A 23,949-nucleotide genomic window follows, 5' to 3' on the forward strand; every position below is an offset into this window, starting at 1 on the left:
TAAAGATATAGATCAGCATTAGCTGTCACGAAAAAAAGAATAGCTAAAATTAAAAATAGTATTCTTTCAATGCTAGCAATACTCATGGGATTAAAAATGCAAGATCATTATAAAGTGCTAGGCCTTACACCAGATGTCGAAGATGCAGTAATAAAAGCAGCATATAGAGCATTATGTAAAAAATATCATCCAGATAAATATTCTGGTGATAAAATGCATGCAACAGAGTTAATGAAGAAAATCAATGTTGCATATGAAACACTTTCACACCCAAAGAAGAGAGAAGAATATGATAACAGCTGGGGGAAAAGTAGTGATTATGAAACAAATACCTTTAAAGATGAATATAATGCAGATGAAGAGATAGAAAATGAATGGAATTTTGCAACAGAGTATTACCCAAAATTACTAGAATTACATAATCATCTATGTAAAATATCTTTGCCATTGGGGTATGCCTTTAAACTGTTAATAATTGATTCAAAAGAGTTTGGAAATCCAAATATTATAGCTGCAAAACTCGAACATCAGTTCCTAGAAAAGTACTTTGGTACAAAAAAGGTTATACAAAATACTGCTCTTAAATACATACTAAACGATAACAGAATAGCAGCAAGAGAGCTGAATAAGGCTGTTAAAGTTTTTGGTGAGAGTTTGGATGAACATGTGGTCTTAAATAAAATAAAGAAAAAGTTCCCATTCAAAAACAGAAATAACAAAGCCGATAATAAATATCAAGAAGCACAAAGTTCACCCAACGGAATGGATAAAGGGCTAAATGCATTTATTATTTCTCTGGGTATCCTTTTTTTCATTGTTGCTGTATTACCATTAGCTGTTAAATGAGCCAACAACTAAAACTTAGGCTTCAGGCTTCATCCTTTCACCCGATGCACCGCGGAGAAATCCATAGTAGGTGTTAGCTAGCAGTACAATAATTTAAGCTCTTCATTTTAAAATCATTAGATTATTTTGTGAGTACGAGCAGTCTGAAAAGCACTCAAGTTCACATCCCTTTCTCCTCTTTGCCAGTAACGTGCCACAAAAATGAAAACACAGAAAATCCAAAAGTATGACAGTATAAAGTATGATCTAACAATCCATTCGTATAATGCCCAAAGTATAAATGCTTCAAATGCAGCTCCTATTAGAATCCATGGCTTGTAAGCTGCCAGTTTTGCGTGATGTACTACGCCCAGTGTGCCCACAATGTATGAGTTAAATGCTAATAATGATATGAATGTGTCGTTTGATATCCACAGCAAGGTTAAACTTAGCAGAAAACTAATTAATACATACCTCTCCATAGCTCGATATACCGGATATCTTAATGTTTTCTGAGCTAGCCGATACCTTTCCCATCGGGAGGTACTTCCTATGAATTGGCTCAATACAACTTCATTATTAATTGATTTCAAGCATTTGCTCCGTTTACTTAAATGGACACAATTAATTTGATGTCGGCAATATTCACAAATGCTAAAAAAGTAATAGGTGATTTTAGTTAACAGCACCTACATTTTTAAACAAAAATGGCACCACCCTTTTTCCAGGTGGTGTTATTTTAATTCAGTCCAGTATATTTAACAGATTATCTGTGTGTTTATTTCTTAATCGAAGCATTTCCTTAAATTCATTTGGATCAAGAAATTGTCGAATCAGGCTGCCCTGGTGTTGTTGATCCATCGTTGATTCCGGATAAATAAACGTAACCAGCCGGGATATCCAGAACCTGAAGGCTGCCAGTTGCAATATTAATGGCCAGGCTTTTTTCTCATCCTCTGTAAAAGGACGAACCTGTGCATAGGCATCCATCAATACTTTGGTACGCTGATCATCCAGTTCAAGACTATCGGTAATACACCAGTCGTTTACTGTAACGGCCAGGTCATAGATCAGCCAGTCATTACAGGCCTGGTAGAAGTCGATCACGGCGGAGATTCTGCCCTGATCAAACAATACATTATTGTGAAACAGGTCTCCGTGGATTAGCCCTTTGGGTAATTCATCAAACACTTCCAGTGCATTGGACAGGATCTCCCATTGCTCAGCCATGAAGTTGGCATCATCCTGATCGAGTAATGGGATCAGTCTTTTTTGCTGTTCATCCAGCCAAGAAAGACCGCGCTGATTATCCTGATAAAGAGAAGACCCCTGTCCTGCCCTGTGGATTTTCGCTAGCATCGTACCAATTTGCTGGCATTGGTCCAGAGAGAGGTTTCCGGGATCAGGATGCTCCCCGGCAAAGCACTGCACGATCAGTGCAGGTTTTCCTTTTACCGACTGAAGAGCAACGCCATTCTTATCTCGAATAGGGTTGGGCACAGGCAAGCCGAAAGCTTTAAGCTCATCCGTATAATTGATGAAAAATGGCAATGTGTCCGCTGGCAGGTACTCAAAGAGCGTTAATACATAACGTCGCAGATCGCCGTTATCATCAACATCCAGAAAGTAGTTGGTGTTCTCAACGCCACTTTCAATGCCTTTGAAGGACGTCAAGACACCCAGGTCATAACGAGTCAGAAGCTGCTCAATATCCTGCTGTGTCAAATGGGTATAAACAGACATGAAGTCCCTGTTCTGGAATGGTTAGATCTATGGTTCTGTATTTGCTCAGTGCCACTCAAAAATGGTCCATGAAGGCACTAACAGGATACGTTTTGTTGGATCAATGGGGTTGCCTTCATTATCGGAGGCAATAAGGTAGTAAGGTTTACCCACCTTGGGAATGACCTGAATCGCATAAAGCTGGCCACCAACCCGGTACTCTTTATAGGTCCTGGAGTCACCGGCACGAATCACTACCGATGTGTCATCCCGGTCCTCCAGCGCTTCCGGGCGCAGGTGCCTGGGAATTTTTTTAATGGCTTCATCAGTAAACACAATCGCTCTGTGGCTATGGGATGAATCCGTACTGGCGGTTGTCTGCTCCGGCGTTGAACCTTCCGGACTGTGAGCAGCACAGCCAAAAAGAAACAAGGGTAAGAAAACCAGACCCAACTGCGCTCTTTTTATGGAAGGTTTCATCAGGAGCCTCATGATAATTGCGGTGGAAACCATTAAACTGCCAGGAAGCATTCTATACCCAGTTACCAATAATCGTAAGTGAGTCCGTAATCCATGTCAGAACAAGCCAGTACGCCGCCACTCATACTCGTCGATGGCTCATCTTACCTTTATCGTGCTTTTCATGCTTCTGAGCGAGCCAATCTGCGAACGGCTGATGGTCGCCCAACGGGTGCTATCCGGGTCATGACGAATATGCTGCGCAGCCTGATGCGCCAGTATCAGGATAGCCATGTAGCGGTCATTTTTGATGCCCGTGGAAAAAACTTCCGCCATGAAATGTACAGCGAGTACAAAGCAACGCGAAAGCCCATGCCGGATGACCTGCGTTCGCAAATAGACCCCATACATCAAATTGTCCGGGCACTTGGCCTGCCTCTGTTAATGGTTGAAGGCGTTGAGGCGGATGATGTGATTGGTACGCTGGCCAGAGAAGCAACCGAGAAAAAGATCAACACCATCATTTCGACGGGAGATAAAGATATCGCCCAGCTGGTTACCAAGCATGTGTCGCTGATTGATACCATGAATGATGCGTATACCGATCAACAGGGTGTTGAGAGTAAGTTTGGTATTCCTGCCAGCTTGATTATTGACTATCTGGCATTGATGGGTGACAGCAGTGATAACATCCCGGGTATGCCGGGTGTTGGCCAGAAAACCGCTCTGGCTTTGCTCAATGGCATCGGCAGCATCGATGAGATTGCCCGGCGGCTGGATGAAGTGGCTGCACTTGGGTTCCGGGGGAGCAAGAACTTTGCTGAAAAATTTGCCGAACATAAGGAGATTGTACTTTTATCCCGAGAACTGGCCACCATCAAAACCGATGTTGAGTTGCCGGTGTCTATTGATAACCTGGAAATGCAACCCATTGATAAAGAGCAACTGTTAACGCTGTTTACAGAGTACGAATTCAGGACCTTGATTGCGGAATTAGAGAAAGAGGGCTCTGTTACTGGTAGCAATGAATCCGGTGAAAAAGCATCAGGCGCTACCGGTGAGTACTCAGTGGTTACGGATAAAGAGGAATTCCTTGCCTGGATAAAACAGCTTGAAGCCGCAGAACTGTTTGCGTTCGATACAGAAACCACCAGCCTGGATTATATGGTGGCTGAACTGGTGGGTGTTTCGTTTGCCAGTGAGACCGGCAAGGCGGCTTATGTGCCCGTTGCCCATGATTATCTGGGGGCACCTGTCCAGCTGGAGAGAGACTGGGTACTGGAAACGCTTAAGCCTTTGCTGGAAGACCCGACGAAGCAGAAAGTCGGTCAGAACTTTAAGTACGACGAAAGCGTACTGGCTCGCTATGGCATTCAAATACAAGGGGCCGCTTTTGATACCATGCTTGAGTCCTACTGTTTGAACTCCATCGCCACACGTCACAATATGGATGCCCTTGCAGAGCATTACCTGAATCATAAAACCATCAAGTATGAAGATATCGCTGGCAAAGGTGCTAAACAACTGACGTTTAACCAGATTGAGCTTGAGAAAGCAGGTCCCTACGCGGCAGAAGATGCGGATATCACTTTACGGCTTCATCAGGCTATCTGGGAGCAGTTACAGTCTGAGTCTTCATTGACGGAGGTTTTCCGGGAAATAGAAATGCCACTGGTAGATATTCTTTCCCGTATTGAGCGTCATGGAGCCCTGGTTGATGGTCTGTTGCTCAAACAGCAGAGCCTGGAGATTGGCCAACGTCTCAAAGAGTTGGAGCAAGCGGCCCACGATGCGGCAGGGCAGACATTTAACTTATCATCGCCAAAACAGTTGCAGGAACTTCTGTTTGATAAGCTGCAACTGCCGGTTATCAAGAAAACGCCAAAGGGGCAGCCATCAACTGCCGAAGAGGTATTGCAGGAGCTGGCCCTGGATTATGAACTTCCCAGGCTGATTCTTGAGCATCGGGGCTTAAGCAAGCTCAAGTCTACTTATACCGAAAAACTTCCGCAGATGATTAATGCGGCAACAGGTCGTATCCATACTTCTTATCATCAGGCAGTAACGGCTACCGGACGACTGTCCTCCTCGGATCCAAACCTGCAGAACATCCCCGTTAGAACACCGGAAGGCCGTCGGGTACGACAGGCATTTATTGCTCCGGAAGGTTACCAGCTGGTGGCTGCCGATTACTCCCAGATTGAGCTGAGAATCATGGCGCACCTTTCTGGCGATAAAGGCTTGCTGGATGCTTTTGCCCATGGGCTTGATATCCATAAGGCAACGGCTGCTGAAGTATTTGGTGTGCCACTTGATGAGGTAACGGGCGACCAGCGACGAAGTGCCAAAGCCATTAACTTTGGCCTGATCTACGGCATGTCTTCGTTCGGACTCGCAAAACAGCTGGGAGTATCGAGGAAATCGGCCCAGGAATATATCGACCTGTACTTTGCACGATACCCGGGCGTTTTAAAGTACATGGAAACGACCAAAAACTTTGCTCGGGAAAAAGGCTATGTGGAGACAATATTTGGTCGTCGTCTGTATCTGCCGGAAATCAATGCCAGAAATGGTATGCGCCGACAGGGGGCTGAGCGGACAGCGATCAATGCGCCTATGCAAGGTACGGCCGCCGATATTATCAAGAAGGCGATGATCAGGGTTGATCAGTGGCTGAAAGCGTCGGGGCTTAATGCCCGTGTCATTATGCAGGTTCACGATGAGCTGGTGCTTGAAGTTGCCGATGAGTGTGTTGAGGCTGTCGTTGAAGGGATAAAAGTACAGATGGCCAATGCTGCCCAGCTCAGTGTTCCCCTGTTGGTCGAAGCGGGTATTGGGGATAACTGGGATGAAGCCCACTGACCACTTTATATGCATTAAGGAAGCTCAGCCTCCGGGTTTGTAAGTTTTTTGTAAGCAGCGGAACTTTATTACCATATTGCTTGTCTCATATAGTGAGACTCTTCTGAGTTGTTCCTTGTGTGTGTTAAGTGTTAGCTATGTTGAAACGGTATATGTTTCCCCACATTTATCGTTTAAAGCCAGTGTCCTTTATCAGGATGCTGGCTTTTCTTTATCCAACATACTTTATGTTCAAATTTTTCACTTTTTAGTGAACTTTTTGGAATTTTGCTTGTCTCACCGTGTGAGGGTGAGAAAGACTGTATTTCAGTACTGATTTTTTACCACTCACGGTGTATTTTGTGTTGACAGAAACTTAAGTTCGAGGCTGCTCTCCTGTAGCCAAAGCTATATAGTCAGTATTCTTCCCCCGGATACTGTCTTTTTTTTGCTGAATTTTTATGTAATAGGGTTAAAGAATAGGCTTTAGTGGCCGTTAAAGAGGGGTAGGGTAGTTGATTCCTTCCATAGGAAACCAGGCTACTGAGTCATCAGGATCACCAGCATACCCTTAGCTGTGTACTATGTAGATGTTGCTGAAAAAATAGAGACATTATGAAACGGTCATCCTCCCCTGATGACCGTTTTTTTTGAGGCGGTATTTTTACTGGCCATTCAGTTAATTTAAATATATAGGCATTTTTACTCGCAATAGAGGGTTCCGTCGCATCAATACCCGTAAAGAATAACCCTTAACATGCTGAGCTGATTACCTCTCTATTTCCTGCCGTATGGATGAAACCTCTATCAAAGTAACCAGTCTCTGACGTTACCTTATCTGTACCATACTCTTCAGGGAGGCTCTGAACCTTTGCGCCAACCAACCATTTCTGGATAGCCTCAATGCGGATGGCTTCTCTCTCACCATGTGAAACTTTACGACCATCGGCCTTACTCATGGTTACCTAAAAACTGAGGCCCCATATTAAGAAATTTGGTGATGTAAAGTATTGACTCTAAACAATAAGTATTATTTCGTACAGGCGTTAATGCAACAGAGCCATTATGCGGATGATACAAATGTTGGGGGAGTGGTACGTATTTAACAAAAAACAATACAGTTTACAGTCCGCATGCCAAGAAGCTCCATCCCTGAAGCTTCCAGAAGGATGCGAATTGACTATGCTAGCAAAAAAATCATTAAATCCATCAAAAAAACGTACGGCACTGGCCGCTTTTGTATTGGCTCCACTTTTTACGACGGGGTTGTTTTCTGTTCCCGGGTATGCCTCTGATGAAGACCGTAGTGTCAGAGTCTATTATGTGAACGAACTGTCAAAAGAGATTACTTACGAAAATAGTATAGGGCATCCGTCTCTATTTGTTGGTAATGATAGTGATAGAGATGGCATAGGTAATGGCGACGCAAGTGGTTATAGCGTTTATGTAGGAGTTGATACCACCCCTGAATTTAAGGTTACAAAGGCAATAACAGGCGCGTCTTCAGATACTTTGGATGTAATCAATAATAAGGTGGTTGTAAAAAACAGTATCTTTCTTTCCACGCTTCAAACATCCGTAGTCGGTGGTAATGCCTTCGGAACAAATAACTCAACAGATAATCTCGTAGAGATTTATGGCTCCATAATTAACAAAGATGTTATAGGTGGAGTGTCTCTAGATGGCCTGGCAAAAAACAATACGGTCTTAGTTGATAACACCAAGATTGAATCTCATGTTTTGGGTTCTAAGTCTGAACGTAATAGCGTGTCCAATAGCGCGGTTACTATTCAGAATGGATCTACTGTGATCGGAAATATTTATGGTGGTCAGTCGCTAACAAAGGGTTTTGCAAAAGACAACATAGTTACTGTTGATGGCAGTACTGTAAATGGCAAAATTGTAGGAGGGTTTGCAGCAGAGGGAAATGCTACTGGCAACATAGTTATTGTTGATGGCAGTACTGTCAATGGTGATATTGCAGGAGGATTTGCAGCAGGGGGAGATGCTACTGATAATACCGTCATCATCAAAAATACATCTACTGTGCGCGGAAGTATTTATGGTGGTTATAATTCTTCTACGGGCGACAGCAGCCAATCCACAGGCAACACTCTCCAGCTCCATCAAAAACTGTCAATGGGTGCAGGGCAAAAAATCACCGGTTTTAATCATTATGAATTCTACTTAAGCAATGATCTTAAAAATGGAGATACATTTCTAACAGTAGGTGAAAATAATCCTGTTGACGTATCTAATTCCACATTCTCCATAGAATCCATCGCGGCTGGTTCTACCTTGGGCAAAGGTGACTCTTTTGATTTAATTAGCAACTCAATCGGCGGGGAGCATCTGGATGGCAAAGAAGATGAAATAGAAGTAGAAGTTGGTATTACACAATCAGACAAGCTTGATATTACTTATTCTGTCTCTAATAAAGTCAGTGTTAATATAACTGATCGCATCAATATTGGTGAGCTTGATAAAGCTCACGCCGTCACCGCTGGCGCTGATGCCGCTTTCATGGGAAACATGGAGGCTACCTTCTTTGCTGCCACACAGGGTATGAACGCTTTCATCAACCAGGCTTCTCTCGGGGAGATCACTCCATTCATCGCCTCCGGTCATCGCTCTACCTCCTACGACGAGAACCGTCAGGATCTTGATATCGATGGGCAGAATTTCATGCTTGGCCTCGGGTTCTCAAAAGAAATCGGTAACGGCAACCTGCATCTTGCCCTTTTCGGCGAAACCGGTCAGCAGGATTACGACTCTTTCCAGAATGCCGTGAAAAGCCAGGGCGAGAACGACTACTCCGGCGGTGGTATCATCTCTCGTTATTCCTTTGAGAATGGACTCTTTGTTGAAGGCCTTGTTCGTATGGGTGAAATGGATACCTCTTACCAGTCTGATTTCGGCGGTACCGGGGCTATCGATTATGACTACTCCTCCGATTACCTTGGCGCCTACATCGGAGCCGGTAAGGAGTTTCCCGTTAACCGCACCCTCACAGCAACGGTTAAAGGGCGATATATCTATTCCTCCATCGATGGCGGGGAAACTGTCCTCAAGGGCGACGAAACCCGCTTTGATGATGCCGAGGCCCATACCGTTCGTATAGGTGGCTACCTGACCCATGACATGGGTAATGGTTTTAGTCCCTATGGTGGCCTGATGCTGGAGAGTACCTTCAACAGTGACCTGAATGCTGTTGCCAATGGCATGGAGTTGGAAACCATTGACCCTAATGGCTTTACCACTACCGCGCAGGCCGGTGTTCAATTTCAGAAACCCAACAGCCCATGGGCATTTGATGCCAATGTATCGGGCTATAATGGGGTGCGCGACGGTTATTCTGCCAACGTTGTTGTGAAACTTGTTTTCTAAAGGACAAAAGAGAAATATGATCCAGTTGCCAGGGCGAGCTCCCTGGTACTTTCGCCGATCCGAGCCGTGAGGCTGCATGAATAGGTTCTGTTGCATCTATTTTCAAAGCGCCTATGAGGCAATGAGAGAGAGCTCCTGTATTGCCACTGACAGCATGGCAAGGTTTTGCTCCCTGGCAGACTGTATTTCCCGGATCGTCGCTTTCCAGCGATCAATTAGCCCGGCATTTTTTTCCAGCCATCGTTTAAGGCGCTCTTCCGGCTTTCCCTGCGAATGGGTCAGCACATGAATACAGTTATCATTGAGGGTTCGATCCAACTGATCTTTCAGGGATGATTGTGCTTTGCGTTGCCAGAGGTCGTTGACCGGCAATTGACGAATACGTTCTCTTAACCAGGGCAGGCAAAGATAGTCTTCAAGGGCAAAAAAGATAGAAGCCACATCAGTAACGATAAATTGATATTCATTAGCCACACTGACCATAAACAGAACGTAATAAAGGTATCGAAGGCCCGCGCAGGTTTCTGCGAGTGCTTGCGGCAGCTGTGCTTCCTGCAGCCAGGTCACCCGGCCGCCCAGCCATGCACAATCTTCCTCTCCCAACAGCTCGGCCAGTTGCCCACTGACGGCACTGACGCCTGGTTTGTAGTTACTGATGAGAGACTCAATGTCCATAGAGCCACCATGATTCTTCAGCAGCCAGATACAGGCTTTTTCGATATGCTGCTGTACCCGGAACAGTTCTACTCGCTGAATGTCATCTTTTACATCAAACCCCAAACCTTCAAACTGATCCCAGATGGATGGGATGGAAAAGATCTCTTTTATTGCCATAAATGCCCGGACACAATTCAGCTCCGAATGTCTGGTTTCCTGATGAATATACTCAATAAAGGTTGCTCCCATTCTGTTGCCAACCTCGTTACTGAGATGGGTAGCCAGTATTTCCGTTTTTAACGGATGATTTCTGATCTGATCTGGGAACTGGTTACGAAGCTGTGATGGAAAATAGTCCGGCAGTTTTGCTGCCAGTACCGGATCATCACCAACATTGGCTGAGACAAGGGATTCAAACAGCTCCAGCTTGGTGTGGGACAAAAGAATGGCTATTTCCGGTCGGGTCAGGCCTTCACCGGCTTTCACTCTGGCTTTAAGTTCTGTATCGGATGGCAGGCCGTCCTGGGCCCGGTTAAGACGCCCTTTCTTTTCGAGCTTCCGGATCAGGAAGCGATGGTCATTGAATAACAGGACATTTTGTTGCAGGCTCAGGCTTAGCCTCTGGCTCTGTAAAAAGTTATGCCTGAGCACCAGTCTGGCAACCTCATCAGTCATACTGGCCAGTAAACTATTGCGCTGCTTCAGGGTTATATCACCATCATCAACCATCTGATTCAGCAGAATCTTTATGTTTACTTCATGGTCTGAGCTGTCGACCCCACCGGAGTTGTCTACAGCGTCGGTATTGATCAGCCCCCCTCTCCTTGAGAATTCAATTCTGGCCAGCTGAGTCAGGCCCAGATTTCCGCCCTCCCCAACCGCGCTGGTATTCAGTTCGCTGGCACTGATCCTGACATTATCATTGGACCGGTCCCCTGCATCGGTATTGCTTTCACTGCTGGCTCTTATGTAAGTACCAATGCCGCCATTCCACAACAGATCAGCCGGCGCTTTCAGAATCGTTTGAATAAGTTCAGCGGGCGACAGGGTGGTTTTATCCGTTGCCAGCACAGTTCTGGCCTGCTTACTCAAATGAATGCTTTTCAGCTGGCGGCTGAATACGCCGCCACCTTCCGATAGTTTGTTGCGGTCATAATCATCCCAGGATGACCGGAGTAGATTAAACAGGCGCTGTCGCTCACTGAAGCTGGCTGAAATGTCCGGGTCCGGATCGATAAAGATATGCTGGTGGTTAAAGGCAGCAATCAGGCGAATATGGTTGGACAGCAGCATGCCATTACCAAATACGTCACCGGACATGTCGCCAATGCCGATGACCGTAAAATCCTGAGTCTGGGTATCGATTTCACGCTCTTTAAAAATCCTTTTTACCGACTCCCAGGCACCCCGGGCAGTGATTCCCATTTTTTTATGGTCATAGCCCAGGCTGCCACCAGAGGCAAAAGCATCTCGCAGCCAGAACCCATAGGACTCTGATACATCGTTGGCAATATCGGAAAAGCGGGCAGTGCCTTTATCGGCTGCAACCACAAGGTAAGGGTCATCATCATCGTAGCGTATGACATTGTCAGGAGGGATTATGTTTCCGCCATGAAGGTTATCGGTAAGATCCAGAAGTCCGGAAATAAACGCCCGATAGCAGGCAACCCCTTCCGCCTGTATTTCTTCCCTTGAGCCATTTGCCGGGAGATGCTTGGTGACAAAGCCTCCTTTCGCCCCGTGAGGAACAATGATGGCATTTTTAATCATCTGGGCCTTGACCAGCCCCAGAATCTCAGTACGAAAATCCTCCATCCGGTCTGACCATCTCAGCCCTCCCCGGGCAATCTTCCCACAGCGCATATGAATGCCTTCAAAGCGTGGTGAGTAGACAAATATTTCAAACATCGGTCTTGGGTGGGGTGAGGTTGGAATCTTGTCCGGTTGCAGTTTGAATGACAGATAACCTTTTGGCTCCCCCTGTTTCTGATAGGCACTGGTTCTCAACATGGCCTCAATAACGCTCAGAAAGTGACGCAGGATCCGATCTTCATCGAGGTTTGTGACGCTATCCAGCAGCTGGTAAATCCTTTCAGAGCAGGCATTGGCCATTTCATGGCGATCACCCTGAAAATCCGGATCAAAACGAATGCTGAACAGGTCAACAATTTCACGAATCACCGCCGGGTTGCTGTTCAGTACTTTCTGCATATAGCTCTGGCTGAACGGTACTTGAAGTTGCATCAGGTATTTGGACAGGGCCCTGATAAGCACAATCTGCTCCCAGTTCAAACTCGCTGAAACCACCAGCCCGTTGAATCCGTCATTCTCCATTTCTCCTTTCCAGGTGCGAATGAATACTTCCCGGAACTGCTCCCGCAGACGGGTATCTTCAAGGTTGGCGTGATTTGACGTTGAGCTGTCAACGTCCGGTGAGTTTATATTGGCCGTCAAGGCGTTATCATGGCCAGCGGGCTCAATACTGAAATCAAGCACCCAGGCACTTTCCTGCTGACAGGGGCTGATGGCGTAAGGTCTTGCACTGTGTACCCGGACGCCCATTTTCTCAAGAATGGGAAGAACATCCGAGAGAGCCAGGAGAGGCCCTTTACCAAGTACACGAAAGTGCCACCGATAATGGTCGGTAACCGGACGGTACAGACTGGTTCTTATCTGATGACTGTCTTTTAATGACTCCAGACGTCGAATATCGGCTACCGCCTGGCGGGGAGTAGCATCCTCCCGGTAGGCGGCGGGAAATGCCTGCAGATAATACTGCGCCATCCGGTTGCCAGAGGCCTCTCCCAATGCCTCTTTTAACGCCTGCTGCAGGTGATCTGTCCAGCTCAGCATCGCTTCATGAATCATGGCTTCCAGCCGTTCAACATCAATATTCTGCTGGCTGGCATGACGACAATGCACCGTAAATTGCAATTGCGCCATTGGGTTTTCCGATAGCTGGACATTAACGTCGATACTGTTGCCACTCAACTCACTGAGCAGGATCTGTTGCATCTGCAAGCGAAGTTCAGTGTTAAAGTTATCTCTGGATACATAAACCAGCACAGTAATAAAGCGGTCATAGGTGTCGGGACGGAGGAATACTCTCAATTGTCGTAATTCATGGCAGTCAAGAATCCCGTTAATGACGGTCTTAAGTTGTTCAAAACTTGCCTGCAGCAGCTCGTCCCTTGGATAGTTATGAATGATGTGGCGCAGGGCGTTCCCTCGATGGCTGTTTATCGGGCAGCTGTTGTTTTTTAGCAGCTCTGCCACTTTTTTTCGTATCAGCGGAATGTCATCCAGCGGAACGTTGTAGGCTGTTGACGAAAACAGCCCGAAAAAACGCCATTCACCGATGACTGCACCGGAATCGTTAAATTGCTTGATCCCGATATAGTCCAGGTGAGCGGGTCGATGAACCGTTGAGCGGCTGATGGACTTGGTGATAACCAGCAACTCTGGCGCCTGGATTTGTGAGGCGATATAAGGCGATAGCTCCTGCTCTACCGGATGATGCTCGGGACCTTCCCGGAAAGTCCCCAGACCGGTTTTGCTGTTGGTGCGCAGGGTTAATTTATTCGGCTTCTGGATGATTTCGTAATAGCGAAAGCCGATGAACAGAAAATTTTCTTTTTTCAGCCAGTTCAGAAAAGCCAGTGCTTCTTTCAGTTCAACGTCCCGCAGTGGCACAGAATGGGTCTGGCACCATTGGATAGCATCATCCAGCCTGGTTTGCATTGCCTCCCAGTCAGACACGACTTTATGAACATCCTCAACGATACCCCGGATGCCGGAAGCTACTTTCTCCAGATCGAGGCGCTCTGGTTGCCGGTCTATTTCAACCCGAATGACGGCTTCGTTAATTTTTGCCTGTCGAGTGCTGATGGCGTTTAGCTGACCTGCACTGTCCCTTTCCGACCGAAGGGTAGGGTGATTCAGGCTGTAAACTTTTATTTTCTGACGATCAAGTTCCATCAACACAGAGGACACCAGAAATGGCATATCATCCGTGATGATTTCAATAATGCTGTGTGTGGAGTGCCAGTGGTGGGTTTCCGGTTCCGGGTTGTAGGCGCGGATTTTGATTTGCCCGGGCCGCCTTTTCTGTAGAAATTGCCACAGGCAGAGTAATGCGCCATAGCCATCATCGGTATTTATCCGGATCAGGTCTTTGCTGGCAACGCCACGGTAATAGGCATCAGCAAGCGCCTGTATTTGCTCGTACTCTTTGTTTGACATGCGCTTTGCCAAAAGCGATTGAACCTGATTAACGATGACGGCTCGAAAATCGGTAAAACGGTTCATGGTATTCCTCTGTCATTAGGGCCTGTTGACGTTTCGATGAGGAAGGCAAACTGTCCGCAGGGCAGGTTCCCCCACTTGAGTTGCCGGGTTATGCCACGACTGTCGATGCTCATGCGCCAGGTAAGTTGATAATCGTGTGACCGCAGGGATAACTTTTGGTGACACCGATTAAAAGCTCTGTATAAAATGACTGTCGCTCTTTTGCCAGGGAGCCGGTTAAACGGTGTCTGGTTGCATTATCAATGTCAGTCTGGCTTTGCTGGCAATTTTCTCGTTAAGCTTCTCGTCAAGATAGCCGAGAAATGATGCAAATGCCTTGGGACTGCTGATTTTGCGGGGGGCTAAGCATAATCCACAGCCCTCATGAAATTTGCAAGTGGCGTCCAATTCTGGTATAAAGCCCGATCTTTGTATGAGGGTAGCTGCTGACGAGTCTTGAAGGTCTCTTGACTCTGTAACCATGGGCAGATCTGCCCGAAGCAGACACTGGAATTCAGTTAAGTTTTCCGGCCTCATGGCTGGTGATTTTGGTTTAAGAGACGGTTTGAGAGGCCATCCACATGTCCAAGGTTTGTCAGGTTACCGGCAAGCGCCCGGTTACCGGGAACAATGTTTCCCACGCTCAGAACAAAACCCGTCGTCGCTTCGTGCCTAACCTGCACCACAAGCGCTTCTGGGTTGAAAGTGAAAAGCGCTTTGTGCGCCTGCGTGTTTCTGCAAAAGGCATGCGTATTATCGACAAGAAAGGCATTGATGCCGTTCTGGCTGATCTGCGCGCCAGCGGTCAATCTTTTTAAGTCGAGATAGCTAACTTAGCAGGAGCATAAATCATGGCTAAAGGTATTCGTGAGAAAATCAAGCTGGTTTCCAGCGCAGGCACTGGTCACTACTACACCACCACCAAGAACAAGCGTAATACGCCTGACAAGCTGGTGTTCAAGAAGTATGACCCGGTTGTTCGCCAGCACGTTGAGTACAAGGAATACAAGATCAAGTAAGTCTTGTTTGCTTTGCTCTGGTCCGTATCGGGCAAACTGATGCGGACTGCCACTCCCTTCTGTTGCACTTCTCTCTATTTAAACTGCTGTCCGGGTTCTAAACGAACCACCTCCTCATTTTCACTTAGGATCTGAGTGCTCTCACTACTGTCGCATTCCGGTTGCACTGTTATAATGCGCGCCATTCAAGAACATCAGCTGTAGGTCATGATGAAACCGGAACTCCTTTCGCCAGCGGGAACACTGAAGAATATGCACTTTGCCTTTGCCTATGGTGCAGACGCTGTTTATGCTGGCCAGCCCCGCTATAGCCTGAGAGTCCGCAATAACGACTTTAAACTGGACAACCTGCAAAAAGGCATTGATGAAGCTCACGCCCTGGGCAAAAAACTGTATCTGGCCAGCAACATTGCGCCTCATAACAGTAAGGTGAAAACCTATCTCCGGGATATGGAGCCGGTTATTGCCATGAGGCCTGATGCCCTGATCATGTCCGATCCGGGTTTGATTATGATGGTGCGTGAAACCTGGCCGGATATGCCAGTCCACCTCTCGGTTCAGGCCAACGCGGTGAACTTTGCCACGGTAAAATTCTGGGCCAGGCAGGGGGTTGAGCGGATTATTCTGTCCCGTGAGTTATCCCTGGAGGAGATTCAGGAGATTCGGGAAGAGTGCCCTGATACGGAGATTGAGGTGTTTGTTCATGGCTCCCTCTGTATCGCATACTCGGGCCGCTGCCTGCTCTCCGGTTACATCAACAAAAGAGACCCGAATCAGGGAACCTGCACCAATGCCTGTCGCTGGCAATATCAGGCCCATGAGGCAAAAGAGACTGAAAGCGGTGATGTGATTCCAGTCAGTGGCAATCCTGATACGGTGACTCCAACCCTGGGGACTGGCGAAACATCTGACTCGATTTTCCTGCTGCAGGAAAAAGGGCGTCCGGACCAGTATATGCCTGCGTTTGAAGATGAGCATGGCACTTATATCATGAACTCCAAAGATCTCAGGGCTGTCCAGCATGTTCGTCGCTTGACGGAGATGGGCATTCACTCCCTCAAGATCGAAGGGCGGACCAAGTCTTTTTATTATGTCGCCAGAACCGCCCAGGTATACCGTCAAGCCATTGATGATGCCGCAGCGGGTAATCCTTTTGATATGGGCATGATGGACGCTCTGGAGAATCTGGCCAACAGAGGTTATACCGAAGGCTTTTACCGTCGCCATGTGCACGATGAGTATCAGAATTATGAAACCGGTAACTCCCGGGAAAGCAAGCAGCAGTTTGTTGGTGAAATTGTTGAGTTTGACGATCAGCAGCTGACGGTGGATGTGAAAAACCGCTTTGAGCTGGGTGATACCATGGAGCTGATGACCCCTGCAGGCAACCATGTTTTCAATCTGGAGCATTTGGAAAACCGGCGTGGTGAACGTATTGATGTTGCACCGGGGTCTGGCCACTTTGTAAAAATTCCAAAACCTGAAGGTGTTTTGCCAAATAGCCACTTACTGCTGGTTCGTCATTTGCCTCAGGAGGCTTAGTCCGGGAATAGACTACCCGGCAGCAGATTGGTATAAAATCAGTTTTTAAGCCCGCTACGACGGGCATACAGCGAACAGGACCCTCCCGATGCATCAGTACCAGAAAGAATTCCTGGATTTTGCCATTGAGCAACAAGTGCTCCGCTTTGGTGAGTTCACCTTGAAGTCCGGAAGAAAATCCCCCTACTTCTTTAATGCCGGGTTATTCCATAGTGGTGAAGCCATCAGCAAACTCGGCCAGTTTTATGCATCAGCAATTGTTAATGCCGGGCTTGAATTTGACATACTGTTTGGACCCGCCTACAAAGGCATCCCCCTGGCCACGGCCACCGCTGTCGCACTGTTCGAAAAGCATAACCGAAATGTACCGTGGTGTTTCAATCGCAAGGAGGCCAAAGATCATGGTGAAGGAGGCTATATTGTCGGTGCGCCCCTGGCAGGACGAGTAGCGATTATTGACGATGTTATCACGGCAGGCACAGCGATTCGCGAAGTCATGACCATTATCGAGCAAACGGACGCTACGCCCGCAGCCGTTGTGGTCGCCATGGACCGTCAGGAAAAAGGACAGGGAGAGCCTTCAGCACCAGGAGAGTCTTCAACGCTAAAAGAGCTTTCTGCCATCCAGGAAGTGGAACGTGATTTCGATATTCCGGTTTTGAGCATTGTTTCCCTGACCGACTTACTGGAATATAGTGAGAATCATCCAGATATTCGTCAATACGCACCGGAAATCAAGGCCTACAGAGATACCTACGGAGTATAAAACTTAAACAGGCATTCCTGCTCTTGACAAGAATCTTGACAGGAATCTTGACAGGAATGCTGTCTGCGACCGTAGCCAGTCTGGCTGCGGCACAGGGTCTACACAAATATAAAAACATGATTAGAAATGGCTCAAAAAGTAGTTCAGTGAAATTTTTTTGAGCCAAACAAAAAAACAGACTCTGCCGGGGGAGGCGCACGTGATCAGCTTTAAGTTAAATGGACAAACCGTAAACGTAGACGCACCGGGAGATACCCCCTTGCTCTGGGTGGTCCGTGAACATTTAACCCTGAAGGGTACAAAATTCGGTTGCGGTATGGGCCTGTGCGGTGCCTGTAGCATGTTGATCGATGGTGTGAGCTCCCGAACCTGCATCATGCCCGTTCAAGCCGTGGCCAATCGAAATATCACCACCATTGAAGGCATTGGTAACCCACAAATGATGTCCACTTTGCAGAACGCCTGGGTTGAAACCGACGTTCCACAATGTGGCTATTGCCAAAGTGGCCAAATCATCAGTGCTACCGCATTACTGAGCCAGAACAACAACCCCAGTGACAACGATATCGACATCGCCATGAGCGGCAACTTATGCCGCTGCGGCACTTATCCTAATGTGAAAAAAGCCATCAAAAGGGCAGCGGCAGATTTAAGAAAAGGCAAAGGTCGTTTACAGGTCGTTCAGGTATTTGACCCAACGGCAAATGCATCACCGGAGACACAGGGGGTGCAATCATGAGTGTCACTGAACAAAAAGAGCTGCTAACGAAAAACAAACAAACACTGGAAAACAGCTCACGCCGTAACTTTCTCAAAAACCTGGGTATTGTCGGTGGCGGTTTAGTGGTTGGAATTCCACTGACGGGTTGTGCCAGTGTTCAACTCCCCAATACCATGGACAGTGATTTGCAACCCAATGCATTGCTGCAAATTACCGCCAATAACGATATTTATTTTTACCTTCCCCGTTCTGAGATGGGTCAGGGCGTGTACACAGGCCTGACCACCGTACTGGCGGAAGAACTCGACGTGCATCCGGGTAAAATCAAGGTTAAAAACGTTGGCGCTCACGACGAATATGCAAACCCGGAATATGGGCTGCAGCTGACCGGTGGCAGTAACAGCATTCGTACGCATTTCATTCCGTTGCGCCAAATGGCTGCCAATGTTCGTATGGTTATTCGACAGGCGGCCGCACAAGAACTGCAACTGCCACTGGACCAAATCCAAACGGATGACGGCATGATTGTCGCCAATGGTAAAAAGTGGCCTTACGGTGCATTCAGTGAAGTGGCTGCTCATTTGAGTCTTCCTGAAGAAACACCGATCAAGAAAAAATCTGACTTCAAATACATTGGCAAACACTCTAAACGTTTGGATAGCGTAGCAAAAAGCACAGGCTCCGCAGAATTTGGCTTGGATGTCGAGTTTGCAGGCCTGCACCGGGCCGCATTAAAACGCTGCCCCGTATTGGGTGGCACCGTGAAAAGCTTTGATGATAGCAAAGCGAAAAGCATGCCCGGAGTCAAAGCCGTTGTCAGTATCTTTAACGGTGTGGCCGTGGTGGCGGATCATTACTATCAGGCAAAAGCGGCCTTGCCTGTGCTGGACGTACAATGGGAATTACCGGAAACCCTCTCTGACTTTTCCAGTGACTCCACGGAAGCAGGTAACGGTAAACAACTATTCAAGGACGCGTTGGATAGCGATGAAGCAGATAATGCATACCAGGAAGGTAACGGTCGCGAGGCATTAACAACGTCCGACACGGTTGTATCCGCAGAATATTGGGCCCCCTACCTGGCCCACGCCACCATGGAACCGATGAATTGCACGGCAAAATTCACCGGTGACCAATTAGAAATCTGGACAGGCTGCCAAAACCCGGGTGTTGCCGCCAAGTTAGCGGCTTTTTATGGTGATGTAGCAAAAGAGGACGTCACCGTTCACAGTACGTTCCTGGGGGGCGGATTCGGACGTCGTATAGCAAACGACTATGTTGCAGAAGCCGTTTCCATAGCCAAAGCATCAGGTCTGGCGGTGCAATTGATCTGGAGCCGGGAAGACGATACAAAACACGATTATTATCGTCCTGCGACCATGGCTGAATTTCAGATTGGCCTGGATAAAAACGGTAATATTGACAGCTGGAACGTTAAGCGTTCCGGTCCAAACATCCTGCCCTATACCATGGATGAAGTAGCCGATGCCATGATGCCGGGGTTCCTGCCTGATGGCATGGTTGACTGGATCAGTAAAGCGGGTTTCAGCCTGTTTGACGGCTGGACGGTAGATCCTACTTCCGTAGAAGGCTTATTCGAAGATTACGATGCCAACCATAAATCCGCTGACCACGTAACGGTTGATCCGGGACTACCGGTAGGTTTCTGGCGCAGTGTTGGTCACTCATTCAGTGGCTTCTTTAAAGAAAGCATGATGGATGAAGTGGCCATTTTGCAACAACAGGATCCTGTCGCCTATCGCCTGAAACACTTAAAACATAATCCACGGCTGGCGAACACGCTAAAACTGGCAGCCGAAAAGGCGGGATGGGGAAAACCTTTACCAAAAGGTCACTATCACGGCGTAGCCGTTCATAGTTCATTCTTGTCTTACGTGACTGAAATCGCAGAAGTATCGGTGAACAACGGTCAAATCAACGTTCACAAGGTGACCTGTGTGGTGGATTGCGGTTTGGCGGTTAACCCTGAAATCGTTATCCAGCAAATGGAAAGTGGCATTCTGTTTGGCTTAACCGCTGCCCTTTACGGTGAGATCACCGTTAAAGACGGTGCAGTGGTGCAAAGTAACTTCCATGATTACCCGATGCTGCGAATGCATGAATCACCAGACATTGAGGTGGTCATTGTAGAGAGTGATGAAGCGCCAACGGGTGTCGGTGAACCCGGTTTACCGCCCATTGCTGGTGCCGTGGGCAATGCCATCTTTGCCGCAACGGGCAGGCGTTTAAGAAGCCTGCCTCTTAAACTGAGTTAATTTGAGAGCTTCGTCCTTTAACGCCGTAGGCTGGTGCTCAAAGGCTGTCTGTGGGACGAAGCCCGGCTTATGAGCAAAGGTTCAATTAAAGCACTATGCAAGGTTCACAATTAGAAGTATTAACCGGTTGCTTAACCTGCCTTGAACAAGGCGAGAAGATTACGCTCGTCAGTGTGGCTAAAACCTGGGGTACCTCCCCCCGCCCTGCAGGTTCCCTTTTTGCGGTGAGCTCTTCCGGGCGCTTTTTTGGCAGTGTCAGCGGTGGATGTGTTGAAGAAGATTTGATTGAACAGCTAGCCCAACACCCGGTCAGATCAGTACAAAGAATCATCTACGGGGAAACTGACGAAGAGCGTCACCGCTTTGCCTTACCTTGCGGGGGTGCCTTAGAACTGATGGCGGAACCGCTCAATGACATTGAAGACGTTAACTTTCTGATTGATCACATTAAAATCAGAAAAACCTGTTTAAGAAAAGTAAACCTTGAAACGGGTCAAATCAGTTATCTTCCCTGGCAGCAGCAAACACCCGGGCTGTCACCAACCCACTGGCAAAACGTATTTGGCCCGACCTGGCGATTAGTGGTGATTGGTGCCGGTGAAACTGGCCAGTATCTGGCGAAATTTGCCCAAGGCCTTGGGTTAGAAGTGTTGGTTAGCGATCCCAGGCCGGATTACCGGAGCAACTGGCCCTTAAAAGGCTTACCGCTATTAGCAGGTTTTCCTGACGATATCATTGACGATTTAAACGTGGATGTTCGTACAGCCATTGTCGCCGTGGCCCATGACCCGAAAGTAGATGACATGGCATTACTCACCGCATTAAAAAGCAATGCCTTCTATGTTGGTGCCCTCGGCTCAAAACTCAATAACCAGCAACGTCGCGCCCGCCTCAGGGAACATTTTGATTTCAGTGAAGCTGAAGTTAACCGACTCCACGGCCCGGTTGGATTAAATATCGGCAGTAAATCCCCAGCTGAAATTGCGCTGTCTATTCTTGCTGAAATCACTGCCATTAAAAATGGCATACTGCCCGGCAAGGCACTGGAAAAGAAAGAAGATCAAATCAGTCAGGCCGCTGCCAGTGACATCAGCTAGTGCAGAAAAGCGCTAATACCCATACAGCCACACTCCTCGTGCCCCAACCGCCATGCACCATGAAACCCAGAGATCATGGTGCATGGCGGTTGGTTCGGGTGTCGGCTTTTATGCCCTCTGAGTGTCTCAGGAGCCAACGCTGAGAGCCCCCTTTACGGGTTTGCGACAGCCTCTCTTCCCGGAAGCCTGGGAGTTGTCTGTGTATGTATAACAGAGCCTGGTTGCACCAGTGCCTGAGCGTTGTCAGACAGAAAAATCAGCCGTTACCGAAAAGCCGCTTCAGAAAGGATTAGCCACTGATCAGCCCAGTTTTCACTGGGCTTGCGCTTGAATTCACTACGAACATACTGGGCAATCCGACCCTCGGCAGAAGCCAGCATCAGATTTGCCGTTACGCTCACGGTCATGCGGGTTCTCACACCCTCCTTGATTTCCGCTTCACGCAATGTCTGCTTGAGTTGTGTCTCCATACGGTCAAACAGCTGAACCACACGCTGGCGAAGCCGCTCAGTCTCGCCAGCCAATGCATCGCCGGTCAGGATACGGGTCAACCCGGGGTTTTTCTCACAGAAGCCAATCAGCAACCGCAAGATCTTTTCACACCGTGCTGCCACATGAGGCTCTTCTGAAAGAATCAGCGAGATTCGGGAAAACAGCGCCTCCTCAATAAACTCGATCAGCCCTTCAAACATTTTTGCCTTGCTGGGGTAATGGCGGTACAGGGCTGCTTCTGAAACACCCACCTCTTTGGCCAGGGCCGATGTGGTAATCCGGGTACCCGGGGCCGTCTCCAGCATATGAGCCAGGGCTTCCAGAATCTGCTGTTTGCGGGAAATTTTCTGAGACATATCCATTATGAGTACTAAACACTAACTCCGGTTATCAGGGTGCCCACTCCCCGGTCAGTCAACAGTTCAAGCAGAACGGCATGGGGCACCCGGCCGTCAATGATGTGCGCTGTTTTTACACCGCACTTCACGGCATTAAGCGCGCATTGTATCTTGGGAAGCATGCCGCCATAAATAGTTCCGTCGGCAATTAATGCTTCGACCTGCCCTGAGTTCAACCCGGTTAGCAGGTTGCCGTTTTTATCCAGCAGGCCAGCCGTGTTGGTCAGCAGCAACAGCTTTTCCGCCACCAGCTCCTCAGCTAATCGTCCGGCGACAAGATCGGCATTGATATTATAGGAGGCACCGGCACCATCCACCCCAATAGGTGCAACCACCGGAATAAAGTCTGAGTCTTGCAACATGGTGATGATGTCGGTATCGATGGATTCCACTTCGCCCACCTGACCAATATCAATAATCTCCCTCGCCGTCATTTCCGGTGTCATCCCGGTCACCTTCAACCGTTTGGCACGGATAAACCGACCATCCTTACCGGTAATACCGATAGCCCGCCCGCCATTGTTATTGATCAGTGTGACTATTTCCTTATTCACCAGTCCGCCCAGTACCATCTGAACGACATCCATGGTATTTGAATCGGTGACTCTCATTCCCTGTACAAACCGGCTTTCGATGTTCAGCCGTTTGAGCATGTCACCAATCTGGGGGCCACCCCCATGGACCACCACAGGATTAATACCCACCGCCTTCAGCAAGACCACGCCCTGGGCAAAGCTGTTTTTCAGTTCGTCGTTTTCCATGGCATTGCCACCGTATTTAACGACGACGGTCTTACCGGCATAGCGTTGCAAATAGGGCAGTGCCTCGGTCAGGACCGTAGCGATTTCCTGAGAGGATAAAGCAGGCTTATCCATTACGTCTCCTGCAGTTTTCTTACTGATTGAGCATGGTGCTATTGTTTATGGATGGAGGCATGGCACAACCAGCCATGCCTTTGATAAAAAAGCAGTTATCAGTGGGTTCCGGAGTGCCCAAAGCCTCCGGCACCACGGTCACTCTCGTCAAAACTTGCCACAATCTCCAGTCGGGCCTGAACCACGGGAACCAGGATTAACTGGGCAATCCGCTCGCCTGGCTGAACCGTAAACGTGGTATTTCCCCGGTTCCAGCAGGAGACCATCAGCTGTCCCTGGTAGTCAGAATCAATCAGTCCAACAAGATTACCCAGAACAATGCCATGCTTATGACCCAGGCCGGAGCGGGGAAGGATCATCGCTGCCAGGGACGGGTCTTCGATATGTATCGCCATACCGGTAGGCAGCAACTGGGTTTGACCCGGCTCCAGGGTCATCGGTTGATCAAGGCAGGCTCGCAGATCAATACCCGCAGAACCTTCTGTGGCGTATTCCGGCAATGGAAACTCTGTGCCCAGCCGCGGGTCCAGAATACGGGTTTTCAGTGTTCTCATGTCGTTTAATTCCCTGTGTATTTACCGTGAA

At 48.0% G+C, this 23,949-nt stretch carries 17 protein-coding genes; 10 read left to right on the plus strand and 7 right to left on the minus strand.

Annotated elements, in window-relative coordinates; all coding sequences use genetic code 11:
* Positions 1–69 precede the first annotated feature (69 nt).
* Positions 70–846 (plus strand): J domain-containing protein, encoded by a 777-nt coding sequence (locus KDK13_RS17585; protein ID WP_257286298.1) that lies wholly within the window; start codon positions 70–72, stop codon positions 844–846.
* A 723-nt stretch (positions 847–1,569) separates the two neighbouring features.
* Here the strand turns inward: KDK13_RS17585 and KDK13_RS17590 are convergent.
* Positions 1,570–2,568: a homoserine kinase gene (locus tag KDK13_RS17590; protein ID WP_257286300.1), complete on the minus strand. Its 999-nt coding sequence runs from the start codon at positions 2,566–2,568 to the stop codon at positions 1,570–1,572.
* 45 nt (positions 2,569–2,613) lie between these two features.
* Positions 2,614–3,027, minus strand: a complete 414-nt coding sequence (locus tag KDK13_RS17595; RefSeq protein WP_257286301.1) for a DUF2782 domain-containing protein — start codon at positions 3,025–3,027, stop codon at positions 2,614–2,616.
* Positions 3,028–3,120: 93 nt separating this feature from the next.
* Between KDK13_RS17595 and polA the strand changes: the two genes are divergently transcribed.
* Positions 3,121–5,868 carry a DNA polymerase I gene (gene polA, locus KDK13_RS17600; RefSeq protein WP_257286302.1) on the plus strand — a complete coding sequence of 916 codons (2,748 nt, stop codon included), beginning with the start codon at positions 3,121–3,123 and terminating at the stop codon, positions 5,866–5,868.
* Positions 5,869–6,599: 731 nt separating this feature from the next.
* Here the strand turns inward: polA and KDK13_RS17605 are convergent.
* On the minus strand, positions 6,600–6,806 hold the full coding sequence (locus tag KDK13_RS17605; protein ID WP_257286303.1) for a hypothetical protein: 207 nt from the start codon (positions 6,804–6,806) through the stop codon (positions 6,600–6,602).
* A 223-nt stretch (positions 6,807–7,029) separates the two neighbouring features.
* Between KDK13_RS17605 and KDK13_RS17610 the strand changes: the two genes are divergently transcribed.
* Complete coding sequence (locus tag KDK13_RS17610; RefSeq protein ID WP_257286304.1) at positions 7,030–9,234, plus strand: autotransporter outer membrane beta-barrel domain-containing protein; 2,205 nt, start codon at positions 7,030–7,032, stop codon at positions 9,232–9,234.
* 111 nt (positions 9,235–9,345) lie between these two features.
* Here the strand turns inward: KDK13_RS17610 and KDK13_RS17615 are convergent, their stop codons facing one another.
* Positions 9,346–14,199 carry an NAD-glutamate dehydrogenase gene (locus KDK13_RS17615; protein WP_257286305.1) on the minus strand — a complete coding sequence of 1,618 codons (4,854 nt, stop codon included), beginning with the start codon at positions 14,197–14,199 and terminating at the stop codon, positions 9,346–9,348.
* A gap of 560 nt (positions 14,200–14,759) precedes the next feature.
* Here KDK13_RS17615 and rpmB point away from each other — a divergent pair.
* The 7 genes from rpmB (at position 14,760) to KDK13_RS17650 (ending at position 21,599) form a co-directional block, all read left to right on the plus strand.
* On the plus strand, positions 14,760–14,996 hold the full coding sequence (rpmB, locus tag KDK13_RS17620; protein ID WP_101745336.1) for a 50S ribosomal protein L28: 237 nt from the start codon (positions 14,760–14,762) through the stop codon (positions 14,994–14,996).
* Between the two features lie 33 nt (positions 14,997–15,029).
* Positions 15,030–15,197 (plus strand): 50S ribosomal protein L33, encoded by a 168-nt coding sequence (gene rpmG, locus KDK13_RS17625; RefSeq protein ID WP_252177637.1) that lies wholly within the window; start codon positions 15,030–15,032, stop codon positions 15,195–15,197.
* 207 nt (positions 15,198–15,404) lie between these two features.
* Positions 15,405–16,739: a tRNA 5-hydroxyuridine modification protein YegQ gene (gene yegQ, locus KDK13_RS17630; RefSeq protein WP_257286306.1), complete on the plus strand. Its 1,335-nt coding sequence runs from the start codon at positions 15,405–15,407 to the stop codon at positions 16,737–16,739.
* Between the two features lie 88 nt (positions 16,740–16,827).
* Positions 16,828–17,505, plus strand: coding sequence for an orotate phosphoribosyltransferase (gene pyrE, locus KDK13_RS17635; RefSeq protein ID WP_257286307.1), 678 nt, complete (start codon positions 16,828–16,830; stop codon positions 17,503–17,505).
* Between the two features lie 199 nt (positions 17,506–17,704).
* A complete protein-coding gene (locus KDK13_RS17640) occupies positions 17,705–18,244 on the plus strand; it encodes a (2Fe-2S)-binding protein (RefSeq protein ID WP_257286308.1) in 540 nt (179 codons plus the stop codon).
* Positions 18,241–20,502: a xanthine dehydrogenase family protein molybdopterin-binding subunit gene (locus tag KDK13_RS17645; RefSeq protein WP_257286309.1), complete on the plus strand. Its 2,262-nt coding sequence runs from the start codon at positions 18,241–18,243 to the stop codon at positions 20,500–20,502. The genes KDK13_RS17640 and KDK13_RS17645 overlap by 4 nt, the downstream gene beginning before the upstream one ends.
* Before the next feature lie 95 nt (positions 20,503–20,597).
* Positions 20,598–21,599, plus strand: coding sequence for an XdhC family protein (locus KDK13_RS17650; RefSeq protein ID WP_257286310.1), 1,002 nt, complete (start codon positions 20,598–20,600; stop codon positions 21,597–21,599).
* A 263-nt stretch (positions 21,600–21,862) separates the two neighbouring features.
* Here the strand turns inward: KDK13_RS17650 and slmA are convergent, their stop codons facing one another.
* The 3 genes from slmA to dut all read right to left on the minus strand — a co-directional run bounded on the left by slmA (position 21,863) and on the right by dut (position 23,918).
* Positions 21,863–22,453 (minus strand): nucleoid occlusion factor SlmA, encoded by a 591-nt coding sequence (slmA, locus tag KDK13_RS17655; protein ID WP_257286311.1) that lies wholly within the window; start codon positions 22,451–22,453, stop codon positions 21,863–21,865.
* An 8-nt stretch (positions 22,454–22,461) separates the two neighbouring features.
* Positions 22,462–23,364 carry an acetylglutamate kinase gene (argB, locus tag KDK13_RS17660; protein ID WP_257286312.1) on the minus strand — a complete coding sequence of 301 codons (903 nt, stop codon included), beginning with the start codon at positions 23,362–23,364 and terminating at the stop codon, positions 22,462–22,464.
* Positions 23,365–23,462: 98 nt separating this feature from the next.
* Entirely contained in the window at positions 23,463–23,918 is a 456-nt protein-coding gene (gene dut, locus KDK13_RS17665) for a dUTP diphosphatase (RefSeq protein ID WP_257286313.1), read from the minus strand.
* Between the last annotated feature and the right edge of the window lie 31 nt (positions 23,919–23,949).

It is taken from the genome of Endozoicomonas sp. SESOKO1, assembly GCF_024606265.1.
Classification (GTDB): domain Bacteria; phylum Pseudomonadota; class Gammaproteobacteria; order Pseudomonadales; family Endozoicomonadaceae; genus Endozoicomonas.

Bases quoted from the DNA above. Each gene is read 5' to 3' on its own strand.
- KDK13_RS17585 (WP_257286298.1), top strand. From the start codon at position 70: ATGCTAGCAATACTCATGGGATTAAAAATGCAAGATCATTATAAAGTG.
- KDK13_RS17590 (WP_257286300.1), bottom strand. From the start codon at position 2,568: ATGTCTGTTTATACCCATTTGACACAGCAGGATATTGAGCAGCTTCTG.
- KDK13_RS17595 (WP_257286301.1), bottom strand. From the start codon at position 3,027: ATGAAACCTTCCATAAAAAGAGCGCAGTTGGGTCTGGTTTTCTTACCC.
- polA (WP_257286302.1), top strand. From the start codon at position 3,121: ATGTCAGAACAAGCCAGTACGCCGCCACTCATACTCGTCGATGGCTCA.
- KDK13_RS17605 (WP_257286303.1), bottom strand. From the start codon at position 6,806: ATGAGTAAGGCCGATGGTCGTAAAGTTTCACATGGTGAGAGAGAAGCC.
- KDK13_RS17610 (WP_257286304.1), top strand. From the start codon at position 7,030: ATGCTAGCAAAAAAATCATTAAATCCATCAAAAAAACGTACGGCACTG.
- KDK13_RS17615 (WP_257286305.1), bottom strand. From the start codon at position 14,199: ATGAACCGTTTTACCGATTTTCGAGCCGTCATCGTTAATCAGGTTCAA.
- rpmB (WP_101745336.1), top strand. From the start codon at position 14,760: ATGTCCAAGGTTTGTCAGGTTACCGGCAAGCGCCCGGTTACCGGGAAC.
- rpmG (WP_252177637.1), top strand. From the start codon at position 15,030: ATGGCTAAAGGTATTCGTGAGAAAATCAAGCTGGTTTCCAGCGCAGGC.
- yegQ (WP_257286306.1), top strand. From the start codon at position 15,405: ATGATGAAACCGGAACTCCTTTCGCCAGCGGGAACACTGAAGAATATG.
- pyrE (WP_257286307.1), top strand. From the start codon at position 16,828: ATGCATCAGTACCAGAAAGAATTCCTGGATTTTGCCATTGAGCAACAA.
- KDK13_RS17645 (WP_257286309.1), top strand. From the start codon at position 18,241: ATGAGTGTCACTGAACAAAAAGAGCTGCTAACGAAAAACAAACAAACA.
- KDK13_RS17650 (WP_257286310.1), top strand. From the start codon at position 20,598: ATGCAAGGTTCACAATTAGAAGTATTAACCGGTTGCTTAACCTGCCTT.
- slmA (WP_257286311.1), bottom strand. From the start codon at position 22,453: ATGGATATGTCTCAGAAAATTTCCCGCAAACAGCAGATTCTGGAAGCC.
- argB (WP_257286312.1), bottom strand. From the start codon at position 23,364: ATGGATAAGCCTGCTTTATCCTCTCAGGAAATCGCTACGGTCCTGACC.
- dut (WP_257286313.1), bottom strand. From the start codon at position 23,918: ATGAGAACACTGAAAACCCGTATTCTGGACCCGCGGCTGGGCACAGAG.